The sequence below is a fragment of the Pseudarthrobacter sp. rb genome (assembly GCF_056389225.1).
Map to the genome: position 1 here is coordinate 235,910 of NZ_JBWJAR010000003.1, position 24,192 is coordinate 260,101.

Genomic DNA, 24,192 nt, shown 5'->3' on the forward strand with positions numbered 1-24,192 from the left:
CTTCCCCCAGTGCTAGTGCTGGTCCTGCCGGACGATGTAGATCTCCCGGACCAGCAGCAGCACGGCGGCGGCAGTGGGGATGGCGATCAAGGCCCCCAGGACACCCAGCAGGCTGCCGCCGGCGATGACGGAAATCACCGCCACGGCACCCGGCACTGCAACGGCCTTCTGCATGATGCGCGGTGAAATGAAGTACGCCTCGAACTGCAGGTATGCGAAGTAGCAGATGGCGTAGATGGCCGCCACCTGCCAGCCCTCGGTGAGGGACACGAGGGTTACCACGATGCCCGCGATCATCCCGCCCACCAGGGGGATGAAGGCCAGCAGGACCACCACGAATGCCAGGAGCAGGGCGAACGGAATGCCGACGATGGACATCACCACGAACGCGAAGGTGGCGTTGAGCAGGGCCACGCACGCCTGGCCGATCACGTAGTTTCCCACCGACCGCGTGATCTCCTCCGAGAGGGCGGCCACCCGCTTCCGCCGGGAGCGCGGGGCCAGGCGGTAGCCCCACTTCTTCATGGCTGGCAGCGCTGCCAGGAAGTACAGGCTCAGGACCAGGACGATCAGGGCGCCGAAGAGGCTGTTGGCCACGGTGGATCCGAAGCCCAGTACACCGCCGAAAATGCCGCCCATCGCGGCGGGATCGTTGACGAACTTGTTCAGTTCCTCGGTGATCCGGTCGCGCACGCCGAACTGGTCATCAACGTTGCGGAAGAAATCCGAATCCATGAAGTTGCGCACCCAGTCCGGCGCCTGCCGCACGATTTCGGAGACCTGTTCAACGATGGTGGGAATGAGGGTGGCAAAGAATCCGACCACCGCGCCCATCAGGACTGCCACGGAGACCAGGATGCCGGCGGGCCGCGGGATCTTCCGGTTTTCGAGCCAGCCCACCACCGGTTCCAGGCCCAGGGCGATGAACAGCGCCGCCACGATCCACAGCAGCAGCTGCGTGGTGTGGGAACCGATCCAGTAGACCAGCAGCGCCAGTCCCACGCCCACGGTGCCCATGAAGCCCATGTAGAGCGGATGCTGGGGGGACATGCGCGGTCCGGGGTGGCCGAACTGCGGCTCATCGTCACCGTCGTGTTCCGACTCCGGAGCCTGTCCGGTGTATTCCGGCGGCATCTCGAACCGAAGCCTGGGCTGGGCGCCGGGCAATGGCTGGCGAAGCCGGCGGACCACATGGCCAAGGGCTGCAGCGGCTGAACCCCCGCGCCGTGCTGCCATGGCGAGCGGAGGAACGGCGGCAGGAACAGGGCCCCTGGGATCCCCTGGAATTCCGGCTGCAGCCGAGGACGGGTCCGTCTTGTCAGTCAATGGATTTGGGGGCCTGTTCCGTGCGTGGCACCGCCTGCGCGGGCCGGTGTGATGATCATCGCAAACACTATCAGCAGGCTTGTCACCACGAGCCGAAGGCGCCGCGCGCGGGCCGGCGCGGGCGGGGCGGAGGGGCAAAAAAGGGGGCGCTGGTAACAAAAAGGTTACTATTGAAGGCAAACCCCCGCTGATGATAGGTGTTTCCCTTGCGTTTAAAGACTGCAGCCGCACTTGTGCTGCTCGGCCTCCTGACACTTTTGGCCGGCATCGGCCAGAGAACCATCTGGGCTCCCTCCGAGACGTTCACCGCGTCCGCGCCGGCCGACGCCGCCGCTGCGCCGCTGACCGTCATTGACCAGAAGCTGCGCACCCTGCACGGCGGGACGGTCAAGATCAACATCCAGGGCGACGGAAATTTCATGCTGGCCTCCGGCCGGCCGGATGACGTGGACGCCTGGGTGGGCAAGACAGCCCACAACACCATCACCGGGGTGTCCGAGGACGAAAAGTCCCTCCAGGTCGAGCACGCCGACGGCGAAGGCACCGCACCGAACCCGGCAGGTTCGGACCTCTGGGTGTCCAACGAGAACGCCAGCGGCGAGCTTGAATACACCTGGACCCCGCCCGCCGACGGCGACTGGAGCCTCCTGCTCGCCTCCGACGGCACCAAGCCTGCGCCGGCCACCGTGTCCATGACGTTCCCAAATGACACGTCCACTCCGTGGGCTGTTCCGCTGATGGTCCTGGGCAGCCTCCTGATCGTGGGCGGAATCGTCCTCGCGCTGCTCTCCGCCCGCCGGAAGAACGGCGAAGGCGAGGGCGAAGGCGGCGGCGACCCCGGCTTCGCTGCCCGCGCCCGTGCCCGGAAGGCGCAGAACCAGGACCCGTCGTCGTCCTCCAAGGTCACCATGGTGGCAGCCGGTGTGGCAGCAGCAGTGCTGGCTGCATCCGGCACGGCCGCCCAGGCCGCCAGCCCCAGCCCCCAGCCTTCCGGCAGTGCCTCATCGCCGGCGAAGGAAGCAGCAGGATCGCCTGTCCTGCTGGACGCACAGTTCCGCCGGATCCTGGAGCAGGTCTCCAGCGCCACCGACGCCGGGGACGCGGCCAAGGACGCCGCCAAGCTCGCGGACCGCGTTGCCGGCCCCGAACTGGAAATCCGCACCCAGAACTACAAGATCCGCTCCCAGGTGGGTTCCTACGAGCCGCGCATGCCCGTGCGCTCCACCAAGCTCCTGACCACGGTGGTCACCAGCGACCGTGACTGGCCGCGTTCGGTGCTGGCCGTGACCCAGGGCGAAGGCAACGTTGTCCCGCAGATCCTGACGCTGGTCCAGCAGTCGCCCCGCGAGAACTACAAGCTCATGGAAACCACGCCCCTGCAGCCGGGAACCACGTTCCCGAACATCAGCCGGGGCGGCACCGACACCCTGGCAGCGTCGGACAAGTCCGGGCTGCTCTACAGCGGCGAGGAAGCAATGTCCGGCCTGGCCGACAGGCTCACGTCTGCGGACTCGCCATTCAAGGACAAGCTGGTCGAGGGCGACTCCTCGCCGTACATCGCCGACACCCTGTCCTACCAGGCAGAGGTGGTCAAGGCCGGCGAGAACGGCAACTTCTCCTTCACCCACAAGGTGGTACCCGAGAGCACCGTGGTGTTCCGGACCTCCGACGGCGGGGCACTGGTCCTGGGCCGGATCAACTTCGGCTTCGAAGGCACCCCGAAAGCTGCCGGCGACAAGCTCAGCATCGGTGACGATGCCGCAGCCCTGGCCGGTGGCAAGGAAACCACCACGGGCATGGTGTTGAACTTCGCCGAATCGATGGCTGTCTACGTCCCGCCGGCAGGATCGACGGACCCGATGAAGCTCGTTGCCGCCACCCGCGGCCTGGTCGGCGCCAGCTTCAAGTAGCGCCTGACTGCATTACCACCGGCAGCGGCCGGAGTGGCTAGAGTGGGAAACATGAGTTCGCCAGCTTCCCGCCCAGTCCCTCCTGCCGCTGCCAACCTGCTTAACCTGCGCGGCGCCGTCGACCTTTCCTCACTGAAGCGCCCCGCAGCTCCCTCCGGTACAGCTCCGTCCGGGCCTCCGTCGGCGCCCCCGGCAGGGGTGGCGCAGGAAGTGCAGCCGGGGGAGGCGGCAGGCGGACCTGAGCTCAAGGTCAACGTCACCGAAGCGAACTTCCAGCAGTTGGTGGAACTGTCCGCGCAGGTTCCGGTGGTGTTCGCGCTGTGGGCTTCCTACTCGCCGGAGTCCGGCAGGATGGTTGAGACCCTCGACCGCGTCGTAGCCAGCTACGGCGGCCGCCTGGTCCTGGGCGCCGCCGACATCGAAGCTTTCCCGCAGCTTGCCCAGGCCTTCCAGGTGCAGGCCGTCCCCACCGCCGTCGCCGTCCTGAAGGGGCAGCCGGTACCGCTCTTCCAGGGGTCTGCGGAGGAGCAGCAGGTGCGCAGCCTCTTCGACGAACTCCTCAAGGTGGCCGCAGCCAACGGCGTCACCGGAAGCCTGGACGCCGGCGGCGCCGCTGAGCAGGAGCCGGCGCCGCTGCCGCCGCTGCACCAGGCGGCCTACGACGCCATCGAAGCCGGCGATTACGCCGCCGCGGCAGAGGCCTATCGCCAGGCGCTGAAGGAAATGCCCTCGGACCATGAAGCCAAGGCCGGCCTGGCCCAGGTGGAGCTGATGGACCGGCTGCAGTCCGTGTCTGCCCAGGACAGTGAAGCGCTGCGTACGCTGGCGGCGAATGAGCCGGACAACCTGGAAGCCCAGCTTGGGGTGGCGGACCTGGATGTGGCGGGTGGTCATGTGGAGGATGCGCTGAACCGGCTGGTGGCCTTCATCGGCAGGAATTTCGGTCCGGAGCGTGAGACCGCACGGGTGCGGCTGCTGGAACTGTTCGAGGTGGTGGGCGCCGGTGACGGGCGCGTGGCCAAGGCGCGCCAGGCGCTGGCCCGGGTGCTGTTCTAGTGCCGGCCCTGTTCCAGCCGCTGGCGCTGCGGTCCATGGAGCTGCAGCACCGGGGCTGGGTGTCGCCCATGTGCCAGTACAGCTGCGATCCCGACGACGCCCCGGGGGTTCCGAACGACTGGCACCTGGTGCACCTGGGCGGCTTTGCCGTTGGCGGCGCGGCGATGATCCTCACGGAGGCCGCGGCCGTGAACGCTGAAGGCCGGATCAGCCCCCGGGATGCCGGCCTGTACAACGACGAGCAGGCGGAAGCCTGGCAGCGGATCATTTCCTTCGTCCACCGGAACGGTACTGCTGGCACCAAAATCGGCGTGCAGCTGGCCCACGCGGGCCGGAAAGCGTCCACGTTCTGGCCCTTCTCCGGCCGGCACGGCAGTGTTCCCGCCGCCGAAGGCGGGTGGGACACCGTTGGTCCGTCCACCACCTCGTTCGAGGGCTACGCGGCGCCTGCCGCCATGACGGTGGAACAAATCCACGGCGTCATCGCCGATTTTGCCGCCGCCGCCGAACGCGCGGTGGCCGCGGGCTTCGACACCATGGAGATCCACGGGGCGCACGGTTACCTCCTGCACCAGTTCCAAAGCCCGCTAATCAACCAGCGTGACGACGAGTGGGGAGGGGACGAGGCCGGACGCAACCGGCTGATGCTGGCCGTGGTTGACGCGGTCCGCGCCGTGATTCCCGATTCCATGCCCCTGCTGCTCCGGATCTCGGCCACCGACTGGGCGCCGGGCGGGGTGGACCAGGAAGCCTCGGTCCGCCTGGCCCGCCAGGCGGCTGGCCGCGGCGTGGACCTGGTGGATGTTTCCAGCGGCGGGGCGGTGGCCCACCAGCAGATCAAGCCGGGCCTGGGCTACCAGACCGGGTTCTCCGCCGCCATCCGCTCGGAGGCAGGAATCGCCACCGGCACGGTTGGCCTGGTCACCACGCCGGGACAGGCGGAGCACGCGATCGCCACCGGCCAGGCCGACGGCGTCTTCATTGCCCGGGCCGCGCTGCGCGATCCCCACTGGTGGCTCCGGGCCGCGTTCGAACTGGGCCACGACATGGCCTGGCCGCCCCAGTACGAGCGGGCCATCCCGCGGCGGACCTTCTGAGCCCCATCCCGTGAAGACGGAACCAGGCATGGCACACGCTGGCGGGGACGGCCCGGACACCCCGGTTGGGCGGCAGCTGGAAGCAAAAATCCTGGAACTGCTGGCTTCCCGGGCGGCAACGTCCACCATCTGCCCGTCCGATGCGGCCAGGGCGGTGGGCGGCGACGACTGGCGGCACCTCATGGAGCCGGCCCGCGAAGCCGCGCGGCGCCTGGTTGATGCCGGCCAGGTCCACATCACCCAGGGCGGGTCCGTCGTCGATCCCGCCACGGCAAAGGGGCCGATCCGGATCCGCAAGGCGCCGTGAAGGCCGCCCGTCACCCGAGCAGGTCGTCCACGTAGCACCAGCGCCATTCTTCGCCGGGTTCGATGCTGCGCATGACGGGGTGGCCGGTTTCCTTGAAGTGGCGGCTGGCGTGACGTCCCGCCGAGGAGTCGCAGCAGCCAACGTGTCCGCAGGCAAGGCACATGCGCAGGTGCACCGGTGTGGTGCCCTCCCGTTCGCAGCCTGCACATGCCGGGTTGTCGGGGAGCGGTGCCGGCATGGCCGCCGTCAGGTGGCCGCAGACGCCGCCGGGCTGGGACAGCCCTTCACCGCCACCGCCGTCGGCAGCGGAGTCCAGTTCGTTGAGGGAGGCATCGAGCATGGACTCTTCCACATCCAGCCGCTCCAGGACTTCGCTGAGGACCTCATGGGCAAAGTCCCCGCCGCGCCTGAGTTCCAGGACTTTTTCCCGTTCGGCTTCCAGCATGGCCATTCGCAGCTGGGCGTATCGTTGGCTGGGGGTGGCCGCCTCTGCCGCGGGCCTGCCCAGGCGTTCCCAGGCTGCCAGTCCCCGCTCCTGGGTCCGCCGCCGCAGCATGTCCATGACCTCCGGGGGATCGCTGTCCCGCCTAAGCTTCTCCAGGCGCTCAATGCCCGCAGTGGTGGCCAGCTGCATCAGTGAGGCCTGGTTCAGCGCATCCTCGCGCCTGTCCGGCCCGGGCACACCCAGGGCGCGGACCAGGGCCGGCAACGTAAAGCCCTGCAGCACCAGGGTGCCGGCCACCACCACCATGGCGGCCAGGACCAGGACGTTGCGGTGTTCCAGGTCATCGGGCAGCGTGAGCACGGCAGCCAGGGTGACTACGCCACGCATGCCCGCCCAGGACACGATGGCGGGAAACTGCCACGGCGGCGCGGGGTCCTTGCGCTGCACGGAAGGAATCAGGCGGGGGAGGTATGTGGCGGGAAAGACCCAGATGGGCCGCAGTACCAGCACGGCCACCAGGATCACCGCGCAGCCAAGCCACACCCGGCCCGCGCCCAGGGAATCGTCCTGGACGCTGTCGATGATGGTCCGGACCTGCAGGCCGATCAGCAGGAACACGGAGTTCTCCAGGAGGAACTGCACCGTGTCCCAGTTGCTGCGGGCGCTTTGCCGCGCGGCTCCGTTGGGCATGGACGATGCCTTGGTGCCCATCACCAGGCCGGTGACGACGACGGCGAGCACACCGGAGGCATGGATGGCCTCGGCGGGAAGGAAGGCTACGAACGGGGCCATCAGCGACGTGGAGGTGTTGATGGCCACGTTGCTGATCCGTTTCCGGATTTCTGTCAGGATGTACGCGGCGGCGAGGCCCACCGCCAGCCCGCCGCCGGCCGCCACCACGAAGCCGCCGGCCACATCCAGTGCGGACACCGAGCCGGCGATTGCGGCCACGGCCGCGCGCAGGCACACCAGCGCCGTGGCGTCATTGACCAGGGACTCGCCTTCGAGGATGTTGACGATCCGGCGGGGCATGCCCACCTTCCGTGCGATCGCCGTGGCCGCCACGGCGTCCGGGGGAGCCACCACCGCGCCCAGGGCGATGGCGGCGGCCAGCGGGATTTCCGGGAACAGCCACCAGACCACCGCCCCGACCCCCAGTGTGCCGAAGATGACATAGCCCACGGACAGGAGCCCGATGGACCGGCGGTTCGATGTGAAGTCGAACAACGATGTGCGGAACGCGGCGGCGTAGAGCAGCGGGGGCAGCAGGCCAACCAGGACCAGTTCAGGATTCAACTCGACCGGCGGGATGAACGGCAGGAAGGATCCCGCCACGCCCGCCAGGACCAGGAGCAGGGGAACCGGGAGATTGAGCTTCCGCCCCACCGCGCTGCCGGCGCACACCACCGCAACGATCACCAGCAGGCCCAGGGCAATGTCCATGAGGCTAGTTTCGCACCCCCGCAGCGACGGCCCGCGGACTAGGCTGGCACCATGACTGCTCCCATGCCTGACCAGGCGTCGAATCCCGGCCCCGTGGCGGCCCTGTCGATCCGCGGGCTGGCCAAAAGGTTTGGCGGCAAGATCGCGGTGGACGGTATCAGCCTGGACGTCCCGGCGGGTTCATTCTTCGGCATTGTGGGACCCAACGGTGCAGGCAAGACCACCACGCTGTCCATGGCCACCGGCCTCCTGCGCCCGGACTTCGGCACCGCCGTGGTGCACGGCGTCGACGTCTGGCAGCACCCCCTCGAAGCGAAGCGGCTCATGGGGATCCTGCCCGACGGGGTCCGGCTCTTCGACCGGCTGACGGGAGAGCAGCTGATTACGTATGCCGGACTGCTGCGCGGCATGGATAAGGCCGTGGTGGCCGCACGGGTGGGGGAGCTGCTGGCCGCCATGGACCTCAGCCAGGACGCCGGAACACTGGTGGTGGACTACTCGGCGGGCATGACCAAGAAGATTGCCCTCGCCTCTGCACTCATCCACGCCCCGCGGCTCCTGGTTCTCGACGAGCCCTTCGAAGCCGTTGATCCTGTGTCTGCAGCGAACATCCGCTCCATCCTGGACCGGTACGTGGACTCCGGCGGAACGGTCATCGTGTCCAGCCACGTGATGGACCTGGTACAGCGGATGTGCGACCACGTGGCGGTGGTGGCCAAAGGCCGGCTGCTGGCCGCGGGCACGGTGGATGAGGTGCGCGCCGGTGCCTCGCTGGAGGACCGGTTCGTGCAGTTGGTCGGCGGCCACAGCCACACGGAGGGGCTGGAATGGTTGCGCACCTTCTAAGGCTGAAGCTCACGCTGCTCCGGAACGGACTGCGCCGCAGCCCCTGGCAGCTGGTGGGGATGGCCATCGCCGGGCTCTACGCCCTGGGCGTGGTGGCAACGCTTATCATCGCCCTTGTCCTGCTGCGCAACGCCGGGCCGGTCACCGCCCACACTGCCGTGGTCCTGGGCGGCTCCGCCGCGGTCCTGGGCTGGGCCGTGGTTCCGGTGGTGGCATCGGCCACGGACATGACACTCGATCCGGCCCGCTTCACGACTTTTGCGATCCCCATGAAGCAGATGCTCGCCGGCCTTGCCCTCGGCGGCCTGATCGGCATCCCGGGCCTGGCCACCGCACTGGTGTCACTGTCCACGGTAGTCACCTGGTCCCGGGGCGTGCTCCCCGCGCTCGCCGCTTTGGCCGGGGCGTGCCTGGGTGTCATGACCTGTATTGTGCTGGCCAAGGTGGTCACCACCGCAACAGCCAGCCTGGCGGCATCCCGGCGCTTCAAGGACATCAGTGCCATTGCGTTCATGGTGCCGCTGGTCCTGCTGGGCCCCATCGTGGCAGGGGTTGGCCGCGGCATCCCGGCATCCACCGGGTTCCTGCCCGAGTTCGCCCGGGCCTTGTCCTGGACGCCGCTCGGGGCGCCATGGTCACTCGGCGGCGACATCGCGTCGGGCCGGCCCGGGCAGGCCGCGGTGAAGCTGCTGGTATCCGTGGCGGTCCTCGGCGCCCTGGCCTGGTGCTGGAAGCTGCTGCTCGAACGGGCACTGGTCACCCCGCCGTATGCCGGCGTGGGGAAGCGCAGGGGCGGCAGGCTGGGATTGTTCGGCGTGCTGCCGCCCACCCCGGCCGGCGCCGTGATGGCCAGGTCGCTCACCTACTGGCTCCGGGACCCGCGGTACTCGGGTTCCCTGGTGGTCATCCCGCTGCTTCCGGTGGTCCTGGCGTTCCAGGGAACGCAGACGGGCAGCTATGGCAGCCTGGCCTTCCTTGCCCCGGTGTCCGCCTTCATCCTGGCATGGTCCATCTCCGCCGACGTCTCCTATGACAACACCGCGTTTGCCCTGCACCTGGCCACCGGTGTCCGTGGGGTGGCGGACCGGCTGGGCCGGGCACTGGCGTGCATGACCTTTGCGCTGCCCGTGGTGCTGGTGTTCTCGGTCGGTTACGCCGCCTTCACGGGTAACTGGACGGCACTGCCCGGCCAGTTGGGTCTCAGCCTGGGGATCCTTTTCACCGGCCTGGGCCTTTCCTCGGTGGTATCGGCCCGGTACACCGTCACCGTACCGCTGCCGGGGGACAGCCCGTTCAAGAAACCGCCGGGCAACGTGGGGCAGACCCTGGCCGTGCAGTTCGTGGGAATGCTGGTCCTGATGGTGCTGGTCCTGCCGGAGGCTGCGCTGCTGGTTGCCCAGGCGGTGACGGGCAACATCCTGTTCGGCTGGCTCAACTTCGCGGTGGGAACCGTCCTGGGCCTGGTCCTTTTCGGGGCCGGCGTCCGGCTGGGCGGCAGGTGGCTGGACGCCCGCGGGCCGGAACTCCTGGCGCAGGTCACAGTCAACCGCTGACAGTTCCAGGAAAGGAGCACCATGGAAGTCGTGATACTCGGCGGCAGCAGGCAGATCGGAAGACTTGCGGCAGACGCCATTGAACAGCTGGTCCGCCGCAAGCCGGACGCGGTCCTTGGCCTGGCCACGGGGTCATCACCGCTGCCCGTCTATGACGAACTTGCCGCGCGCCATGAACGGGGCCTGGACTTCAGCAGGGCGTCCGCGTTCGCGCTGGACGAGTACGTGGGCCTGCCTGCCGGCCACCCCGAGTCCTACCGGGAGGTGATACGCCGGGAATTCACGGACCGCGTGAACATCGCACCGGAGAATGTCCACGGCCCCGACGGAACCGCCACCGACATCCCGGCTGCCTGCGAGGCGTACGAACAGGCCATCGCCGCAGCCGGTGGCGTGGACCTGCAGCTGCTGGGCGTGGGCACTGACGGGCACATCGGCTTTAACGAACCAGGCTCCTCCTTCGCGTCGCGGACGCGGATCAAGAGCCTGATCGAGCAGACACGCCGGGACAATGCCAGGTTCTTCACCAACCTGGCGGAGGTGCCGCACCACGTCCTCACCCAGGGGCTGGGCACCATCATGGCGGCGCGCCACGTGGTCCTCCTGGCCACAGGGGCGCAAAAGGCGCAGGCGGTCCGCGATTTCGTGGAGGGACCGGTGGCCGCCATCTGTCCCGCGTCGGTGCTGCAGTTCCACCCGCATGCCACGGTCCTGCTGGACGAGGCGGCCGCCTCGGCCCTGAAACTAGCGGATTTCTACCGCCACACGTACGAGAACAAGCGCGCGTGGCAGGGGCTGTGACGGCGCCTGCGGGAGCGGCGTGACGGCGTCCAAAAGTACGACGGCGGCCGGTGCGGGACCCCGGCGCGGGCGTGCCGCCGTCGAACGTCAGGCCGGGGGAACGGCTAAGATGGATGCCATGACTAGCATGACGGACCCTCTCGAAAACGACCCGATGCGCGAGCTTTCCGGGGCTGGAACGTCCACGGCCACCATTGAGCGCGAGGAACTGCGCCAGGAAGTGGAGCCGGGGGACCGGGAGCGCTTCTCGCACTATGTGCGGAAGGAAAAGATCATGGAGTCCGCCATGACCGGGGAGCCCGTCATTGCCCTGTGCGGCAAGGTGTGGACCCCGGGCCGGGACCCGAAGAAATTCCCTGTCTGCCCCGAGTGCAAGGAAGTCTATGATGGCCTCCGCCCGGGCAACGACGGCGGGAAGGGTCCGGGCGGCTCGGGCAACAACAAGTAGTGACGGAGACGCTCTTTGGCGGCCCCACCCTGCCTCCGGCCTACCCGGAACGTGCAGCCTGGGGAACCGCCCCGAAACTCCGTGCCTGGCAGCAGGAAGCCCTTGACCGCTATCTTGCGAGCAGTCCGCGCGACTTCCTTGCGGTAGCAACCCCGGGTGCAGGTAAGACAACGTTCGCGCTGCGGATTGCTTCCACGCTGATCGACTCCGGGGCAGTGAACCGCGTGACCATTGTTGCCCCCACCGACCACCTGAAGCGCCAGTGGGCGGATGCTGCCGCCAAGGTGGGGATCGCCATCGACCCCAACTTCAAGAACTCGGACGGCCAGCACGGCCGTGGCTTCATTGGCGTCGCCGTCACCTACGCGCAGGTGGCCAGCAAACCCCTGCTGCACCGCGCCAAGACCGAGGCTGCCCGCACCCTGGTGATCCTGGACGAGATCCACCACGGCGGCGAGGCCCTGTCCTGGGGCGACGGCCTGCGCGAGGCATTCGATCCTGCGGTGCGCCGCCTGTCCCTGACCGGTACGCCGTTCCGCTCGGACACCTCACCCATCCCGTTCGTGGAGTACGCCGAAGACCGTGACGGCATCCGGCGCTCCAAGGCTGATTACACCTACGGCTATGGCAACGCCCTCCGCGACCACGTGGTCCGGCCCGTGATGTTCATGGCCTACTCCGGCCAGATGCGCTGGCGCACCAGCGCAGGCGAGGAAATGGCCGCCTCCCTTGGCGAGGCGGCCGTGACCAAGGACATCACCAGCCACGCCTGGCGGACCGCCCTGAACCCGGCAGGGGAGTGGATCCCCGCTGTCCTGGCCGGTGCGGACAGGCGGCTCAGCGAAGTCCGGCGCACCGTGCCGGATGCCGGCGGCCTGGTCATCGCCACCGACCACGAGGACGCCCGTGCGTACGCCGGCCAGCTGAAGAAGATCACCGGGGAGTCGCCCACCGTCATCCTCTCCGATGACGCCAAGGCCTCCAGTAAGATCGAGGAATTTTCCGCCGGCGACAAGCGCTGGATGGTGGCTGTCCGCATGGTGTCCGAAGGCGTCGACGTGCCCCGGCTGTCCGTGGGCGTCTACGCCACGTCAACGTCCACGCCGCTGTTCTTCGCCCAGGCCGTGGGCCGTTTCGTGCGTGCCCGCAAGAGGGGCGAAACGGCGTCGGTGTTCCTGCCCTCCGTGCCGCAGCTGATGGCGCTGGCCAACTCCATGGAGATGGAGCGGGACCACGCGCTGGACCGGCCCGAGAAGGAAGACGGCGACGGCCTCTTCAACCCGGAAGACTCGCTGATGGACGAGGCCAACCGCGAAGAGAAGGCCTCCGACAGCCTCACGAAGGGCAAGTTCGAAGCGCTGGACTCCCAGGCGTCCTTTGACCGGGTGCTGTTCGACGGCGGCGAGTTCGGCACCGGCGGCGAAGTGGGGTCCGACGACGAAATGGACTTCCTGGGCATCCCCGGGCTGCTGGACGCCGAGCAGGTGGGAACGCTGCTGCGCCAGCGCCAGCATGAGCAGCTGAACCGCAAGAACCGGAAGGCCCCGGCCGCGGACGCCCAGCAGGTTCCTGCCGTTCCGGACCACCGCATGCTGATGGACCTGCGCAACGAACTGGCCAAGAACGTGGCCGCCTGGGCTGCCCGGACCGGAACCCCGCACGGGGTGGTGCACACCAAGCTGCGCACGGTCTGTGGCGGGCCGCCCGTGGCCCAGGCCAACGAGGAGCAGCTGAAGTCCCGGCTGCGTAAGCTCCAGGACTGGTTCGTGGGCCGCAAATAGCGCGCTAGGCGATGTCCGCCCCGCCGAGTTCCATCTCGGCAACGGCGTCTTCCAGGTCCTCGGCGATCCCGGCGGTCAGCGACCGCACCACAGTGACGCCGTAGCCGGCCTGGACGGCGTCCAGGGCTGTGGCCTTCACGCAATAGTCGGTGGCGATGCCAACCACCACCACGTCCTCCACGTCATGGCTCTGCAGCCAGTCATCGAGGCCGATGGCGTCCTCATCGGCTTCCAGCTCGGCTTGGGCGCCGGGCAGGCCGCCGGGCTGCCGTTCCCCGGTGGGGACGGCGTCCTCAGGTGCCAGCAGGCCCTCGAAGCCTGAGTAGGCGGCGGCGAACTGGCCTTTCCGGAAGTACGCATCGACGTACTCCGTGTCCAGGTCCGGGTGGAGTTCGGCTCCGCGGGTGCCTGCCACGCAGTGCCGGGGCCAGCTGTCCTTGTAATCGGGCGTATCGGAAAAGTGGCTGCCGGGATCGATGTGCCAGTCCTGGGTGGCCACCACATGGTCGAATTCACTGTGGTGGGCGTCCAGGTACTCGGTGATGGCGCCTGCAACTGCGGCTCCGCCCGGAACGGCGAGCGAGCCGCCCTCGCAGAAATCGTTCTGCACGTCCACGATGATCAAAGCGCGCGACATCAGTGCTCCTCGTAGATGGTGGGGATCGCGGCCTCGCCGCGCTGCAGGCGGTTGACCACCGGCGGCAGCTCAGCCATGGAATCTGCGTGGCGCTGCCGTGCGCGCATAACGCCTTCGTGCCCTGTCCAGCCCGGCAGCAATTCACCGTTCTTCATGAACTGCTGCAGCAACGCACGGTCGTTGCCGTCGTCCTCGGGCCGGTGGCCCACTCCCACCACCTCGGCGGTGGCGGTACCGCGTTCGTCCAGCTTCCGCAGGGCGTACTTGCGGCCGCCCACGCTGGCCTTGTTCTTGGCCGCCTTGGCAACGGAGACGAAGTTGCCGTCGTCGTCCGTGCGGCTGACGAGTTTGTAGACCATGCTCGCCGTCGGGGCGCCTGAACCGGTCACCAGCGAGGTGCCCACGCCGTAGGAGTCCACAGGGGCTGACTGCAGGGCTGCGATGGCGTACTCGTCCAGGTCCGAGGTCACCACGATCTTCGTGTGCTCGTTGCCGAGGTCGTCCAGGAGGCGGCGTACCCACTGGGCCTGGGCCACCAGGTCGCCCGAGTCAAGCCGGACGGCGCCCAGCCGCGGCCCCGCCAGTTCCACAGCCGTGCGGACTGCCTTTTCGACGTCGTACGTGTCCACCAGCAGGGAGGTGCCCGCGCCGAGCGAGGCAATCTGGGCCTCGAAGGCCTCCCGCTCGGTGTCGTGCAGCAGGGTGAACGAGTGGGCTGCAGTCCCCACGGTTTTCACGCCGTAGCGGATGCCAGCCTCCAGGTTGGACGTGCTGTCAAAGCCGGCGATGATCGCCGCACGCGCCGATGCGGTGGCGGCCTCCTCGTGGGTGCGCCGGGATCCCATTTCGATGCAGGGACGGCCGCCCGCAGCGCTGACCATCCGGGACGCGGCGGAGGCGATGGCGGTGTCGTGGTTGAGCACGGACAGCAGGTAGGTCTCCAGCATGCAGGCTTCGGCGAAGGAGGCCTCCACCACCAGGATGGGGGAGTTGGGAAAATACGCTTCTCCCTCGGCGTAGCCCCAGATGTCCCCGGAGAATTTGTAATTGGCCAGATACTCCAGCGTTTCCTGGTTGACCACCTGGGTGCGCTCCAGGAAATCCAGTTCCGCCTCGCCGAAACGGAAGTTGGCGATGCCTTCCAGGAGCCGTCCAGTGCCGGCAACGATCCCGTAGCGCCGGCCGTCGGGCAGTCGCCGCGCGAACGCTTCGAACACTGACCTGCGGTGCGCGGCCCCGGAATGGAGGGACGCCTGCAGCATGGTCAGCTCGTAGTGGTCGGTATAAAAGGACGTGCGGGGATGGTCCCAGCCGGCTGAGGTGCTCACGAAAGTCACTCTAGTGGGCATCCACATAGAATGGACAGATGACCATAAGCGTTGCGCCCGGCCCTGATACACAGGAGGGCATCCGGACCGGCACAGCAGAGTCCACCGACTCCCTGACCGCCCCGGACATCCCCTGGAACCTGGTGATCTGGAACGATCCCGTCAACCTGATGAGCTATGTCAGCTACGTTTTCCAAAGCTACTTTGGCTACGCGGAAAGCAAAGCCAACAAGCTCATGATGGAAGTCCACAAGAAGGGCCGTTCCATCGTTGCTTCGGGCAGCAAGGAACAGGTGGAGCGCCACGCCGTGGCCATGCACGGTTTCGGGCTCTGGGCCACGGTGGAAAAAGCCAGCGGCGGCACGGGCGGCAATTCAGGCAAGTCCGGCGGTCCGGGCCAGGGTAAGGGGAAGCGTGGCTAAGGCATTCAAGTACGGGCTCAAAGGCATCACGGGCTACCTGGAACCCGCTGAACGGGACCTGCTCCGCAGCCTCATCGATGACGTCGTGTCCATGCTCCAGCCCGAGGACCGCACAGGGCAGGACCCGCTGGCGGCACTCATCGGCCTGGACATGGACGTGGCCGAACCCACGGACCGTGCCGTCAAGAGGTTGCTGCCCAACGTGGTGAAGGACGACGGCGCCGCGTCCCTTGAGTTCCGCCAGCTCACCGAGCGTTCACTGCGGGAAACAAAGATCGGCGCCCTCCGCGCGGCTGCTTTGGACCTGGACAAGGACGAGATCGTACTGACCCCCGAGGGGGCCCGCCACTGGTCGATGGCGTTGAACGACGTGCGGCTGGTCCTGGCGGAGCGGCTGGACATCCGGGACGAGGCAGACGCCGAGCACGTCCACCGCATGCAGGACTGGTCCCAGGCCGAGGATGTGGAGAGCTACCTGGCGCTGGTGTACAACTTCACCACCTGGCTGCAGGAGTCCCTCGTCCAGGCCATGCTGCAGTCCATGGAACCCCGGCGGTGAGCTCCGGCGGCCCGGGGGAGGCCGTGCGCTGTGACACAGCAGACATGAGTTACCGGACACAAGATGATGGCTGACGCTTCCGGGACCCCCTATCCTCGAATAATCATGACAACAGCCCCGAGCATGGAACCACCGGCAGAAACGCAGCCTGACTCCGGCGAAGGCGCGCTGCCGGCCGCTGCCCCGGAAGCCCGCCCCATCGGCGTCTTCGATTCCGGTGTCGGCGGCCTCACCGTGGCCCGCTCCATCATTGACCAGCTTCCCAACGAGTCCATCCTCTACGTGGGGGACACCGCGCACGGGCCGTACGGGCCGCTCCCCATCGCCGAAGTGCGGGCCAACGCACTGGGTGTGATGGACGAACTGGTGGACTCCGGCGTCAAGCTGCTCACCATCGCCTGCAACTCGGCGTCGGCCGCTGTCCTGCGGGACGCCCGGGAGCGCTACACCGCCAAGTACGGCATCCCCGTCATCGAGGTCATCCAGCCTGCCGTCCGGCGTGCCGTTGCCGCCACCCGCACCGGAAAGGTGGGCGTGATCGGCACGTCCGCAACGGTGGGGTCCCGCGCGTACGAGGACACCTTCGCCGCGGCCCCGGACCTGGACATCACGTCGGTGGCGTGCCCGGAGTTCGTCAGCTACGTGGAGGCCGGAATCACCACGGGCCCGGCGCTGCTCGCCGTCGCGGAGGAATACCTGGCACCGCTGAAGGCCGCCGGGGTGGACACCGTGGTCCTGGGCTGCACCCACTACCCGCTGCTGACGGGCGTCATCTCCTACGTCATGGGCGCCGACGTCACGCTGGTCTCCAGCGCGGAGGAGACCGCCAAGGACGTCTACCGCGCCCTGGCCACCCACAACCTGCAGCGCACCTTGGAGGCTCCGCCCGAGCACCACTTCGTCGCCACCGGTGACGCCGGGCAGTTCGAGGCGCTCGCCCGGCGGTTCCTGGGACCGGAAGTATTGTCAGTCCGGCACGTGGACCATGTAGCCGCGCAGTACCCCACGGGCAGCCTGGCCCGGATAACCCCTGAGATGATTGCAGCCGCCCAAAGCGCGCGCAACCGTCCCCGGATCTCCAACTTCGTGGGCGGCGGTCTTGCCGGGGCGCGCCGCGGCGGAGGGTCCGCCCAGTGAAGCTGACCATAGTGGGATGCACGGGCTCTTTTCCCGGGCCCGGCTCCCCGGCATCGTGCTACCTCCTGACCGCCACCGACGGCGAGCGGACCTGGAAGGTGGTGATGGACCTCGGCAGCGGGGCACTGGGGGCCATCCAGCGCTACACGGACCTGGAGGACATCGACGCGATCTTCCTCACCCACCTGCACCCTGACCACTGCATGGACCTGTGCGGGCTGCACGTTGCCATCCGCTGGAAGCCCGGCGGCTGGGGCCGCGGCCGGATTCCCGTGTGGGGGCCCGCCGCCACGGCAGACCGGATGGCCACCGCCTACGGCCTGCCCCTGGATCCCGGCATGCACGAAGAGTTTGACTTCACCAACTGGACCGAACGCGAACCCGTGACCGTGGGGCCGTTCACCATCACCCCGTTCGCCGTCAACCACCCCATTGAGGAGGCCTATGCCCTCCGGGTGGAAGTGGTGGAGCCCGGCAAGGACGGCAGCCCGGTGTCCCGGGTCCTGACCTATTCCGGGGACACCGATTCCTGCGCAGGGCTCGAGGAAGCCGCCAAGGACGCGGACCTCTTCCTGTGCGAGGCAGCCTTCGAAGAGGGCCGTGATGACGGCATCAACGATGTGCACCTGACGGGCAAGCGGGCCGGGGAGGCCGCAGCGGCAGCGGGCGCGCGTCGGCTCCTGCTGACCCACATCCCGGTGTGGACGTCCCAGACGACCGTGATGGCCGAAGCCCGCCCGGTGTTTCCCGGCGACGTTGCGGTTGCCGTGGCGGGCGTGCACTACACGATCTAGCTGCCCCTGATTCCAGCGCCTGATTCCACAGCGCCTGCCTGCCGCACCGGCACTCGATAAGCTAAAGGCATGACATCTGAAGCAACAGCAGTACCCATTGTGCGCGCCGATGGCCGCGCCCCCGACCAGCTCCGGCCCATCAGCATTACCCGCGGATGGTCCAACCAGGCTGAGGGATCGGCGCTGATCGAATTCGGCAACACCAGGGTCCTGTGCACGGCATCACTGACCGCCGGGGTCCCGCGCTGGCTCAAGGGCGAGGGCCGCGGCTGGGTCACGGCCGAGTACGCCATGCTGCCGCGCGCCACCAACACGCGTTCGGACCGCGAATCCGTCAAGGGAAAGATCGGCGGCCGCACGCACGAGATCTCCCGCCTGATCGGGCGTTCTCTGCGCTCCATCATCGACACCAAGGCACTGGGCGAGAACACCATCGTGCTCGACTGCGACGTCCTGCAGGCCGACGGCGGCACCCGCACGGCAGCCATCACCGGCGCCTACGTTGCCCTGGCCGACGCCATCCGGTTTGCCCGCGACACCAAGCTCATCGCCAGGAATGCCCAGCCGCTCATCGACACCATCGCGGCAGTCTCGGTGGGAATCATCGACGGCGTCCCCATGCTTGACCTGCCCTACGTGGAGGACGTCCGTGCGGAGACCGACATGAACGTGGTGGTCACCGGATCCGGCAAGTTCGTCGAAGTCCAGGGCACTGCTGAGGGTGCGCCCTTCGACCGGGACGAGCTGAACCAGCTCCTGGACCTCGCGCTGCTGGGCACCGCCCAGCTGGCTGCCATCCAGCGCGAGACCCTCGCGGACACCCTGTGACCGGTGTGGCTCCCCGGCTGGTGCTCGCCACACACAACAAAGGCAAACTCAGCGAACTCCGTGAGCTGCTGCGCGGACAGGTGCCAGGGCTCGACGTCGACACCCAGGTGGTGGACGCCGCTGCGGCGGGTGCGCCGGACGTCGTCGAGACCGGAGTGACGTTCGCCGAGAACTCCCTGCTGAAGGCGCGTGCGGTGGCCGGGGCCACCGGCCTGGTGGCCATCGCCGACGACTCCGGCCTGGCCGTGGACGTCATGGGCGGGGCCCCGGGCATCTTCTCCGCCCGCTGGTCGGGACGGCACGGTGACGATGCCGCCAACCTGGAACTCCTGCTGAACCAGCTGTCCGATGTTCCCGACGAGCACCGCGGTGCCGCGTTTGTGTGCGCCGCCGCCCTGGCCATGCCCGCGGACGCGGAGGGCCCCGGGCGCGAGGTGGTGGAGTACGGGCAGCTGGAGGGCATCCTCCTGCGTGAACCGCGCGGTGCCGGTGGTTTCGGCTACGACCCCGTGCTGCAGCCGACGGGCGAGGAACGCAGCTGCGCCGAGCTGTCCGCCGAGGAGAAGAACGCCATCAGCCACCGCGGCAAGGCCTTCCGGGCGCTGCTGCCGTCCATCGTGGCGGCATTGGAGGCGGCAGGCTAGGACACGAGGCCGGGCTGCGGGAACCCGCCGAACGGAACCAGCAAAAAAGGTGCGCACCCCGGCGGGGTGCGCACCGTTTTGGGTGTGGGGAGCGGGCGGCGGGCTGCGACGCCGGCCGGCCGCGCTGGATGTTACGGGGAGTCTTCTGCTCCTCTTCCGGTTCGTGTTCTTCGATGTATTCGTCGACGGTGTCGGTGCCGTACGCCTTCGCCTGCCGCCGTGCGGACAGCCCGCGCAGGAGCTCGATGCCGATGGGGACCACCGAGACCAGCACGATGACGATGAAGATAATGTCAAGGTTGTCGCGGACCCACGGGACCTTGTCGCCCAGCAGGTAGCCGAGGAGCGTGACGCCGCCGCCCCACAGCACCGCGCCGATGACGTTGTAAATGAAGAACTTTCGCTTGCTCATCTGCGCCACGCCGACGATCACGGGCACGAAAGTACGGATGATGGGCACGAAGCGGGCCAGGATCAGTGCCTTGCCGCCGTGCTTTTCGAAGAATGCGTGGGCGCTCTCGACATTTTCGCGCTTGAACAGTTTGGAGTTGGGCCTGTTGAAGATGGCGGGGCCGGCCTTGGATCCGATCAGGTAGCCGGCCTGGTTGCCAATGATCGCGGACACCACGATCAACGCGGCGAACGCGAAGATGTTGAACTTGATGGTGCCGGTGGCCACCAGCAGGCCCGCCGTGAACAGCATGGAATCGCCCGGCAGGAAGAAACCGATGAGCAGGCCGGTCTCGGCGAAGATGATGCCGCACACCAGCAGGACCACCCAGGGGGCCAGCGCGGGATCGGCCAGGAAGACCTGGGGGTTCAGCCAATCGGGCAGGAAGGAAGCCATTTTCGGCTGGACCGGTCCCGCACCGCCCAGCATGGACACAGCGAGGTCATTCATCACAGGAAAGTTCACCCCTCAAGGGTACTTGACGGGCCTGTGCTCCCCGGGGCCGGGGGTCCGCGGCGGTAAGGTAGGGGCCGTGGGTTTGGACTTTACGGCGATCGACTTCGAAACGGCCAACGGCTTCCGTGGCTCCCCGTGCTCGGTGGGGCTGACCAAGGTGAGGGGAGGCCGGATCGTTGAGGAGGCCTCCTGGCTGATGCGTCCGCCGGCGGGATACGACTCCTTCGACCACAACAACGTCAGGATCCACGGCATCACTGCCGCTGACGTCTCCGGCGCGCCCCGCTTTGGCGACCTGTTCCCCGAAATCGGCGCATTTATCGGCGACGACGTGCTGGCCGCGCACAACGCCGCCTTCGACCTCGGCGTGATCCGCTCGGCGCTGGAAGTCTCCGGCCTCCCCGGCCCCGCCTATGACTACGTCTGCACCGTCATGCTGTCCCGTCGCTGCTACTCGCTGGTGTCCAATTCCCTGCCCTTCGCCGCCGAGGAAGCGGGCGTCCCGCTGGTCAACCACCACGACGCCGCGGAGGATGCCCGTGCCTGCGCCGGCATCCTCGTCGACATCGCCGGCCGCAACGGTGCCAACAGCATCGCCGAACTCTACCTGTCCCTGGGGCTGGCAATGCCGCGGCAGCAGGCCTTCGACCCCGCCACGGACGACCTGTCAAAGCCCAGCCTCGCGGCGCTGGCAGGCAACTCCGGCAACGGGGCCGCCTTGGTCCGCCGGTTCCAGTCCGGCTGGCCGGAGGAAGGACTGAACCCGGAGCCCAACCTGGACGCCGAGCCCGGGCACCCGTTGTACGCCCAGACGGTGGTGTTCACCGGGCAGCTCTCCATCAGCCGTCCGGACGCCAAACTGCGGTCGGCCCGGTGCGGGGCGCGGACCGAGAGCCGGGTCACCGCGCGGACCACCGTCCTGGTGGTGGGAGACGGGTTCGTTGCCTCGGACCTTCGCTCGGGCAGGCTCACCGGCAAGGCGCGCCGGGTCCTGGAGCTTCACGACCGGGGGCAGGCCATTGAAGTGCTGTCCGAGGGGGAGTTCCTGCAGGTGGTGGGCGGCGGGGATGCCCGGGGGCCGCTCGATGGTCCCGGGGAAGCCTGGGCCGGCGCCCGCGCACCTGCCGTCAACGCCTGATCCCCGGCGGGGCCGCGCACAGTCATCCGGCGCAACAAAGCTTGGCCGCTCCGGCGGGTGGCTCCTACCCTTGCGGGATGGCCTCCCTGTTCACTTTTCCCAACCCCGTCAACGAATACGCCGCCCGCACCACGGCAGCGCTCGTGGTGCTGCTCGCCGTCATCACCGCGGTGGCAAATTCAGGATGGGGGCTGGCGGCCATCGCCGTCGGATTCTGGCTGCGGCTGCTCTTCGGCCCGCGGATTTCGCCCCTGGCCCTGCTGTCGGTCAAGGTGATCACCCCCCGGCTGGGAAAGGTGAAGCTCGTTCCCGGGCCGCCCAAACGCTTCGCCCAGGGCATCGGTGCGGCAGTATCCACCGCCGCCCTGCTCCTTTTCGCCGCCGGTGCGGCACCGGCAGCCTGGACGCTCCTGGGCGTCCTGGTGGTTGCTGCCTCGCTCGAGGCCTTCGCCGGGTTCTGCCTGGGATGCACCATCTTCGGGTTTCTCCAGCGACGCGGAGTGATCCCGGAGGACGTCTGCGAAGCCTGCAATAACCTCAGTCTTCGCCGGTCGTAACCTTCACCAGCTGATCGGCCATGCCGCGGATCACCTCCGGCGCTTCCAGGGATTCAAGCCACTGCGCCGGGAGGCAGTCCTCACCGTACAAGGCTCCCAGGATGTTTCCTGCCAGCGAACCCGCGGTATCGCTGGGGCCGCTGTGGTTCACGGCAACGGCCATGGCACGACGGAAATGGTCAACGGGCTGTGTGTCCGCCCTGTCGGCCGGGGCAGCGGCCATGACGGCATAAAGCGCGACGGCGAGTGCTTCCTCCGCTGTCCGGCCCCCGCCCAGCACCTGGAGCAGTTCTTCGGGGCCGACGAGCGCCTTGTCCGCGAGCCCGAGGGCGGCCTCAAGGCGCTCCGGCAGCTCCGGGGCAACGTCCACAAGGGCGCCGGCGTGCGCCGTAACCCCGGCGGCGGCGTCCCGCAGGCCCTCGCCGGACACCAGCCGGTGGATCAGGAGGCTGAAGATGCCCGCACTCTGCCGGGCTGAAGGATGCCCGTGCGTCAGGGCGGCGGCGTCGGCACTTAGCTTATAGACGGCGTCGGGCGTGATGTGCGGCACCAGCCCAAACGGTGCCGAACGCATCACCGTGCCGGCGCCCCTGGCTCCGGGGTTCACCGGGCGGATGATGGTTCCCATCTCACCGGTGGCAAGCCCGGAAATGCAGTCTTCCTCGGGACGCCTGCGCTGCCGGAGCACCTCGTTGCCGTCGATCCAGCGGGGCTGGGGTGCCGGTGCGGACGGCCCGGCCTCCTCACCCTGGGTGGCCAGCCAGCGCAGGTAGGCCAGCCAAAGACAGGCGTTCACGTCCGCGCCCACGCCGGAGTTGGCCCACTCCAGTGCCTCCACCAGCCCATCCACCGTGTACAGGGTCAGCTGGGTGTCGTCGGAAAAATGGCACGGGCCCTGCAGGTCCTCAAAGCCAGCCAGGCCCTGCGCCCCGAAGCGCTGCCGGATCGCAGCGATGGAATCGGATTCCACGGCGTAGCCCAGGGCGTCGCCCAGCGCCCCACCCAGCAGGGAGCCGTGGATTCGGGACTTGAGGGTGGGCGCGGGGGTGCCGTGGTCGAAGCTCATGGAGTAAATTTACCGTCCGCAGCCCGGAGGCCGTGCTGCATACCGGGGTCGAGCAACCCCGCGGACAGCTGCCGTCCAGCAAACGCACAGCCGGGGCTGGCATACTGCTCGGGTTGCCCGGCGCCACCATCGACGGAAGCGGCACATTCCTGGACGGCCGCGGCGCCCGGGCCACCCAGGCAGCCCGAACCCCAGACCCCCACAAGCAAAGGTCCCATCATGAGCACCCCTGTCCCAGCCCGCGACGCACTGCAGCCCGGCACGGCTGCCGCGCCCACCGGCCTGCTGCCCCGCCTGGCGGCCGAGGCCTTTGGCAGCCTTTTCCTGGCGGTGGCCGGCCTGGGCGTGCCCCTGTTCAGCATTCCGCAGTCCAGCCCGGTCCCCTCCGCCCTGGCTGCCGGCCTGGCCGTTACCGCCGCCATGCTGGCCTTCGGTCATATCTCCGGCGGCCACTTCAACCCCGCCATCACCCTGGGGCACCTCCTGGCCGGGCGGATTCGGGCCGGGGCGGCAGCCGCCTATGCTGCCGCGCAGCTCGTCGGGGCCCTGGTGGGCGCCCTTGCCCTGTTCGGCATCCTGCGCACGCTGCCCAGCATCCCCGACAGCCGCACCGCCTTCGATACCGTGGCCGCGGGCTTCGGTGAGCACTCCATCATCCAGGCCCCCCTCGCGGCCGTTGTCCTCCTGGAACTGCTGGGTGCCGCCATCATCGTGGCTGTCTTCCTGGGAGCCGCCGGCCGTGAAGGAGGCGTCCGCACGGTGGCGCCCGTCGCCGTCGGCCTGTCGTTTGCCGCCCTGCTGCAGGTGGGCCAGTCGGTGGGAAACCTGCCGTTCAACCCGGCCCGCGCCGTTGCCTCCGCCATCTTCAGCTCCGGCTGGGCCGTGGAGCAGCTGTGGGTCTTCCTGGTGGCTCCGCTTGCCGGCGCTGCCATCGCGGGGCTGGTGTTCCGGATCGGCGAGGTGACCGGTTCCCCTGCGCACGTCGCCGACGTGGAGACTGCCGGGGATGACACCGGCGTTGACGATGACGCCGGTGATGACGCCGACGTTGCTGCCGTGAGTGAGCCTGCCCCTGCGGAGGCTGCCCGCCAGGAGAAAGCCCGCGGTGTCAGCGAGGCGCAGGAGTTCTTTGACGGCAAAAGGTTCTGAGCGCTGTTTGCCG

General features: G+C 68.3%; 23 protein-coding genes and 1 pseudogene. 18 read left to right on the forward strand and 6 right to left on the reverse strand.

Annotation, left to right across the window (positions count from 1 at the left end; all coding sequences use genetic code 11):
- Positions 1-12: 12 nt before the first annotated feature.
- Positions 13-1,326 carry an AI-2E family transporter gene (locus ACWRN3_RS06120; RefSeq protein ID WP_476740127.1) on the reverse strand — a complete coding sequence of 438 codons (1,314 nt, stop codon included), beginning with the start codon at positions 1,324-1,326 and terminating at the stop codon, positions 13-15.
- A 233-nt stretch (positions 1,327-1,559) separates the two neighbouring features.
- On the opposite strand from ACWRN3_RS06120, the gene ACWRN3_RS06125 reads away from it, so the two are divergent.
- Genes ACWRN3_RS06125 through ACWRN3_RS06140 form a run of 4 tightly spaced genes read left to right on the forward strand, consistent with a single transcriptional unit; the run spans position 1,560 to position 5,696 of the window.
- Complete coding sequence (locus tag ACWRN3_RS06125) at positions 1,560-3,236, forward strand: DUF8094 domain-containing protein (protein ID WP_476740190.1); 1,677 nt, start codon at positions 1,560-1,562, stop codon at positions 3,234-3,236.
- 51 nt (positions 3,237-3,287) lie between these two features.
- Positions 3,288-4,292, forward strand: coding sequence for a co-chaperone YbbN (locus tag ACWRN3_RS06130; protein WP_476740128.1), 1,005 nt, complete (start codon positions 3,288-3,290; stop codon positions 4,290-4,292).
- Positions 4,292-5,389, forward strand: a complete 1,098-nt coding sequence (locus ACWRN3_RS06135; protein WP_476740129.1) for an NADH:flavin oxidoreductase/NADH oxidase — start codon at positions 4,292-4,294, stop codon at positions 5,387-5,389. Before ACWRN3_RS06130 ends, ACWRN3_RS06135 begins: the two co-directional genes overlap by 1 nt.
- Before the next feature lie 28 nt (positions 5,390-5,417).
- Positions 5,418-5,696 (forward strand): DUF3253 domain-containing protein, encoded by a 279-nt coding sequence (locus tag ACWRN3_RS06140; RefSeq protein ID WP_476740130.1) that lies wholly within the window; start codon positions 5,418-5,420, stop codon positions 5,694-5,696.
- A 10-nt stretch (positions 5,697-5,706) separates the two neighbouring features.
- Here ACWRN3_RS06140 and ACWRN3_RS06145 read toward each other — a convergent pair whose 3' ends face one another.
- Complete coding sequence (locus ACWRN3_RS06145; RefSeq protein ID WP_476740131.1) at positions 5,707-7,584, reverse strand: Na+/H+ antiporter; 1,878 nt, start codon at positions 7,582-7,584, stop codon at positions 5,707-5,709.
- A gap of 51 nt (positions 7,585-7,635) precedes the next feature.
- On the opposite strand from ACWRN3_RS06145, the gene ACWRN3_RS06150 reads away from it, so the two are divergent.
- The 5 genes from ACWRN3_RS06150 (at position 7,636) to ACWRN3_RS06170 (ending at position 13,013) form a co-directional block, all read left to right on the forward strand.
- Positions 7,636-8,430: an ABC transporter ATP-binding protein gene (locus ACWRN3_RS06150; protein WP_255172577.1), complete on the forward strand. Its 795-nt coding sequence runs from the start codon at positions 7,636-7,638 to the stop codon at positions 8,428-8,430.
- Positions 8,412-9,983 carry a transporter gene (locus ACWRN3_RS06155; protein WP_476740132.1) on the forward strand — a complete coding sequence of 524 codons (1,572 nt, stop codon included), beginning with the start codon at positions 8,412-8,414 and terminating at the stop codon, positions 9,981-9,983. Before ACWRN3_RS06150 ends, ACWRN3_RS06155 begins: the two co-directional genes overlap by 19 nt.
- 21 nt (positions 9,984-10,004) lie before the next feature.
- Positions 10,005-10,784, forward strand: coding sequence for a glucosamine-6-phosphate deaminase (gene nagB, locus ACWRN3_RS06160; protein ID WP_476740133.1), 780 nt, complete (start codon positions 10,005-10,007; stop codon positions 10,782-10,784).
- A gap of 109 nt (positions 10,785-10,893) precedes the next feature.
- On the forward strand, positions 10,894-11,232 hold the full coding sequence (locus ACWRN3_RS06165) for a DUF3039 domain-containing protein (protein WP_159631664.1): 339 nt from the start codon (positions 10,894-10,896) through the stop codon (positions 11,230-11,232).
- On the forward strand, positions 11,232-13,013 hold the full coding sequence (locus ACWRN3_RS06170) for a DEAD/DEAH box helicase (RefSeq protein ID WP_324642283.1): 1,782 nt from the start codon (positions 11,232-11,234) through the stop codon (positions 13,011-13,013). Before ACWRN3_RS06165 ends, ACWRN3_RS06170 begins: the two co-directional genes overlap by 1 nt.
- A gap of 4 nt (positions 13,014-13,017) precedes the next feature.
- Here ACWRN3_RS06170 and ACWRN3_RS06175 read toward each other — a convergent pair whose 3' ends face one another.
- Together ACWRN3_RS06175 and ACWRN3_RS06180 are read right to left on the reverse strand one after the other, a co-directional pair.
- Positions 13,018-13,650 (reverse strand): isochorismatase family protein, encoded by a 633-nt coding sequence (locus ACWRN3_RS06175; protein WP_255172572.1) that lies wholly within the window; start codon positions 13,648-13,650, stop codon positions 13,018-13,020.
- Positions 13,650-14,978 (reverse strand): nicotinate phosphoribosyltransferase, encoded by a 1,329-nt coding sequence (locus ACWRN3_RS06180; RefSeq protein ID WP_476740134.1) that lies wholly within the window; start codon positions 14,976-14,978, stop codon positions 13,650-13,652. Before ACWRN3_RS06180 ends, ACWRN3_RS06175 begins: the two co-directional genes overlap by 1 nt.
- Positions 14,979-15,016: 38 nt before the next feature.
- Here ACWRN3_RS06180 and clpS point away from each other — a divergent pair, with 38 nt between their 5' ends.
- From clpS to rdgB, 6 genes are all read left to right on the forward strand, one after another.
- On the forward strand, positions 15,017-15,400 hold the full coding sequence (gene clpS, locus ACWRN3_RS06185; RefSeq protein ID WP_255172570.1) for an ATP-dependent Clp protease adapter ClpS: 384 nt from the start codon (positions 15,017-15,019) through the stop codon (positions 15,398-15,400).
- Positions 15,393-15,959 carry a DUF2017 domain-containing protein gene (locus tag ACWRN3_RS06190; RefSeq protein WP_255172569.1) on the forward strand — a complete coding sequence of 189 codons (567 nt, stop codon included), beginning with the start codon at positions 15,393-15,395 and terminating at the stop codon, positions 15,957-15,959. Before clpS ends, ACWRN3_RS06190 begins: the two co-directional genes overlap by 8 nt.
- 105 nt (positions 15,960-16,064) lie before the next feature.
- Complete coding sequence (gene murI, locus ACWRN3_RS06195) at positions 16,065-17,096, forward strand: glutamate racemase (RefSeq protein WP_476740135.1); 1,032 nt, start codon at positions 16,065-16,067, stop codon at positions 17,094-17,096.
- Positions 17,093-17,890, forward strand: coding sequence for an MBL fold metallo-hydrolase (locus ACWRN3_RS06200; RefSeq protein WP_159631670.1), 798 nt, complete (start codon positions 17,093-17,095; stop codon positions 17,888-17,890). The genes murI and ACWRN3_RS06200 overlap by 4 nt, the downstream gene beginning before the upstream one ends.
- A 69-nt stretch (positions 17,891-17,959) precedes the next feature.
- The gene (rph, locus tag ACWRN3_RS06205) at positions 17,960-18,718 is read left to right on the forward strand and encodes a ribonuclease PH (RefSeq protein ID WP_251046341.1); all 759 of its coding nucleotides are present in this window, start codon (positions 17,960-17,962) and stop codon (positions 18,716-18,718) included.
- Positions 18,715-19,362 carry an RdgB/HAM1 family non-canonical purine NTP pyrophosphatase gene (rdgB, locus tag ACWRN3_RS06210; protein WP_255172568.1) on the forward strand — a complete coding sequence of 216 codons (648 nt, stop codon included), beginning with the start codon at positions 18,715-18,717 and terminating at the stop codon, positions 19,360-19,362. Before rph ends, rdgB begins: the two co-directional genes overlap by 4 nt.
- A gap of 136 nt (positions 19,363-19,498) precedes the next feature.
- Here the strand turns inward: rdgB and ACWRN3_RS06215 are convergent.
- Positions 19,499-20,263: pseudogene (locus ACWRN3_RS06215) on the reverse strand (VTT domain-containing protein); the annotation flags it as partial.
- Between the two features lie 82 nt (positions 20,264-20,345).
- On the opposite strand from ACWRN3_RS06215, the gene ACWRN3_RS06220 reads away from it, so the two are divergent.
- Positions 20,346-21,407, forward strand: coding sequence for a 3'-5' exonuclease (locus ACWRN3_RS06220; RefSeq protein WP_476740136.1), 1,062 nt, complete (start codon positions 20,346-20,348; stop codon positions 21,405-21,407).
- 77 nt (positions 21,408-21,484) lie between these two features.
- On the forward strand, positions 21,485-21,964 hold the full coding sequence (locus ACWRN3_RS06225; RefSeq protein WP_255172566.1) for a DUF4395 domain-containing protein: 480 nt from the start codon (positions 21,485-21,487) through the stop codon (positions 21,962-21,964).
- Here the strand turns inward: ACWRN3_RS06225 and ACWRN3_RS06230 are convergent.
- Positions 21,945-23,030, reverse strand: coding sequence for an ADP-ribosylglycohydrolase family protein (locus ACWRN3_RS06230; RefSeq protein ID WP_476740137.1), 1,086 nt, complete (start codon positions 23,028-23,030; stop codon positions 21,945-21,947). The two genes, ACWRN3_RS06225 and ACWRN3_RS06230, sit on opposite strands and share 20 nt — an antisense overlap.
- 219 nt (positions 23,031-23,249) lie before the next feature.
- Between ACWRN3_RS06230 and ACWRN3_RS06235 the strand changes: the two genes are divergently transcribed.
- Positions 23,250-24,179, forward strand: coding sequence for an MIP/aquaporin family protein (locus tag ACWRN3_RS06235; RefSeq protein ID WP_476740138.1), 930 nt, complete (start codon positions 23,250-23,252; stop codon positions 24,177-24,179).
- Positions 24,180-24,192 lie beyond the last annotated feature (13 nt).

What these genes read in the sequence shown, in the direction of transcription:
- ACWRN3_RS06130 (WP_476740128.1), top strand. Translation starts at nt 3,288, where the DNA reads ATGAGTTCGCCAGCTTCCCGCCCAGTCCCTCCTGCCGCTGCCAACCTG.
- ACWRN3_RS06140 (WP_476740130.1), top strand. Translation starts at nt 5,418, where the DNA reads ATGGCACACGCTGGCGGGGACGGCCCGGACACCCCGGTTGGGCGGCAG.
- ACWRN3_RS06145 (WP_476740131.1), bottom strand. Translation starts at nt 7,584, where the DNA reads ATGGACATTGCCCTGGGCCTGCTGGTGATCGTTGCGGTGGTGTGCGCC.
- ACWRN3_RS06150 (WP_255172577.1), top strand. Translation starts at nt 7,636, where the DNA reads ATGACTGCTCCCATGCCTGACCAGGCGTCGAATCCCGGCCCCGTGGCG.
- ACWRN3_RS06155 (WP_476740132.1), top strand. Translation starts at nt 8,412, where the DNA reads ATGGTTGCGCACCTTCTAAGGCTGAAGCTCACGCTGCTCCGGAACGGA.
- nagB (WP_476740133.1), top strand. Translation starts at nt 10,005, where the DNA reads ATGGAAGTCGTGATACTCGGCGGCAGCAGGCAGATCGGAAGACTTGCG.
- ACWRN3_RS06165 (WP_159631664.1), top strand. Translation starts at nt 10,894, where the DNA reads ATGGATGCCATGACTAGCATGACGGACCCTCTCGAAAACGACCCGATG.
- ACWRN3_RS06175 (WP_255172572.1), bottom strand. Translation starts at nt 13,650, where the DNA reads ATGTCGCGCGCTTTGATCATCGTGGACGTGCAGAACGATTTCTGCGAG.
- clpS (WP_255172570.1), top strand. Translation starts at nt 15,017, where the DNA reads ATGACCATAAGCGTTGCGCCCGGCCCTGATACACAGGAGGGCATCCGG.
- murI (WP_476740135.1), top strand. Translation starts at nt 16,065, where the DNA reads ATGACAACAGCCCCGAGCATGGAACCACCGGCAGAAACGCAGCCTGAC.
- rph (WP_251046341.1), top strand. Translation starts at nt 17,960, where the DNA reads ATGACATCTGAAGCAACAGCAGTACCCATTGTGCGCGCCGATGGCCGC.
- ACWRN3_RS06225 (WP_255172566.1), top strand. Translation starts at nt 21,485, where the DNA reads ATGGCCTCCCTGTTCACTTTTCCCAACCCCGTCAACGAATACGCCGCC.
- ACWRN3_RS06230 (WP_476740137.1), bottom strand. Translation starts at nt 23,030, where the DNA reads ATGAGCTTCGACCACGGCACCCCCGCGCCCACCCTCAAGTCCCGAATC.
- ACWRN3_RS06235 (WP_476740138.1), top strand. Translation starts at nt 23,250, where the DNA reads ATGAGCACCCCTGTCCCAGCCCGCGACGCACTGCAGCCCGGCACGGCT.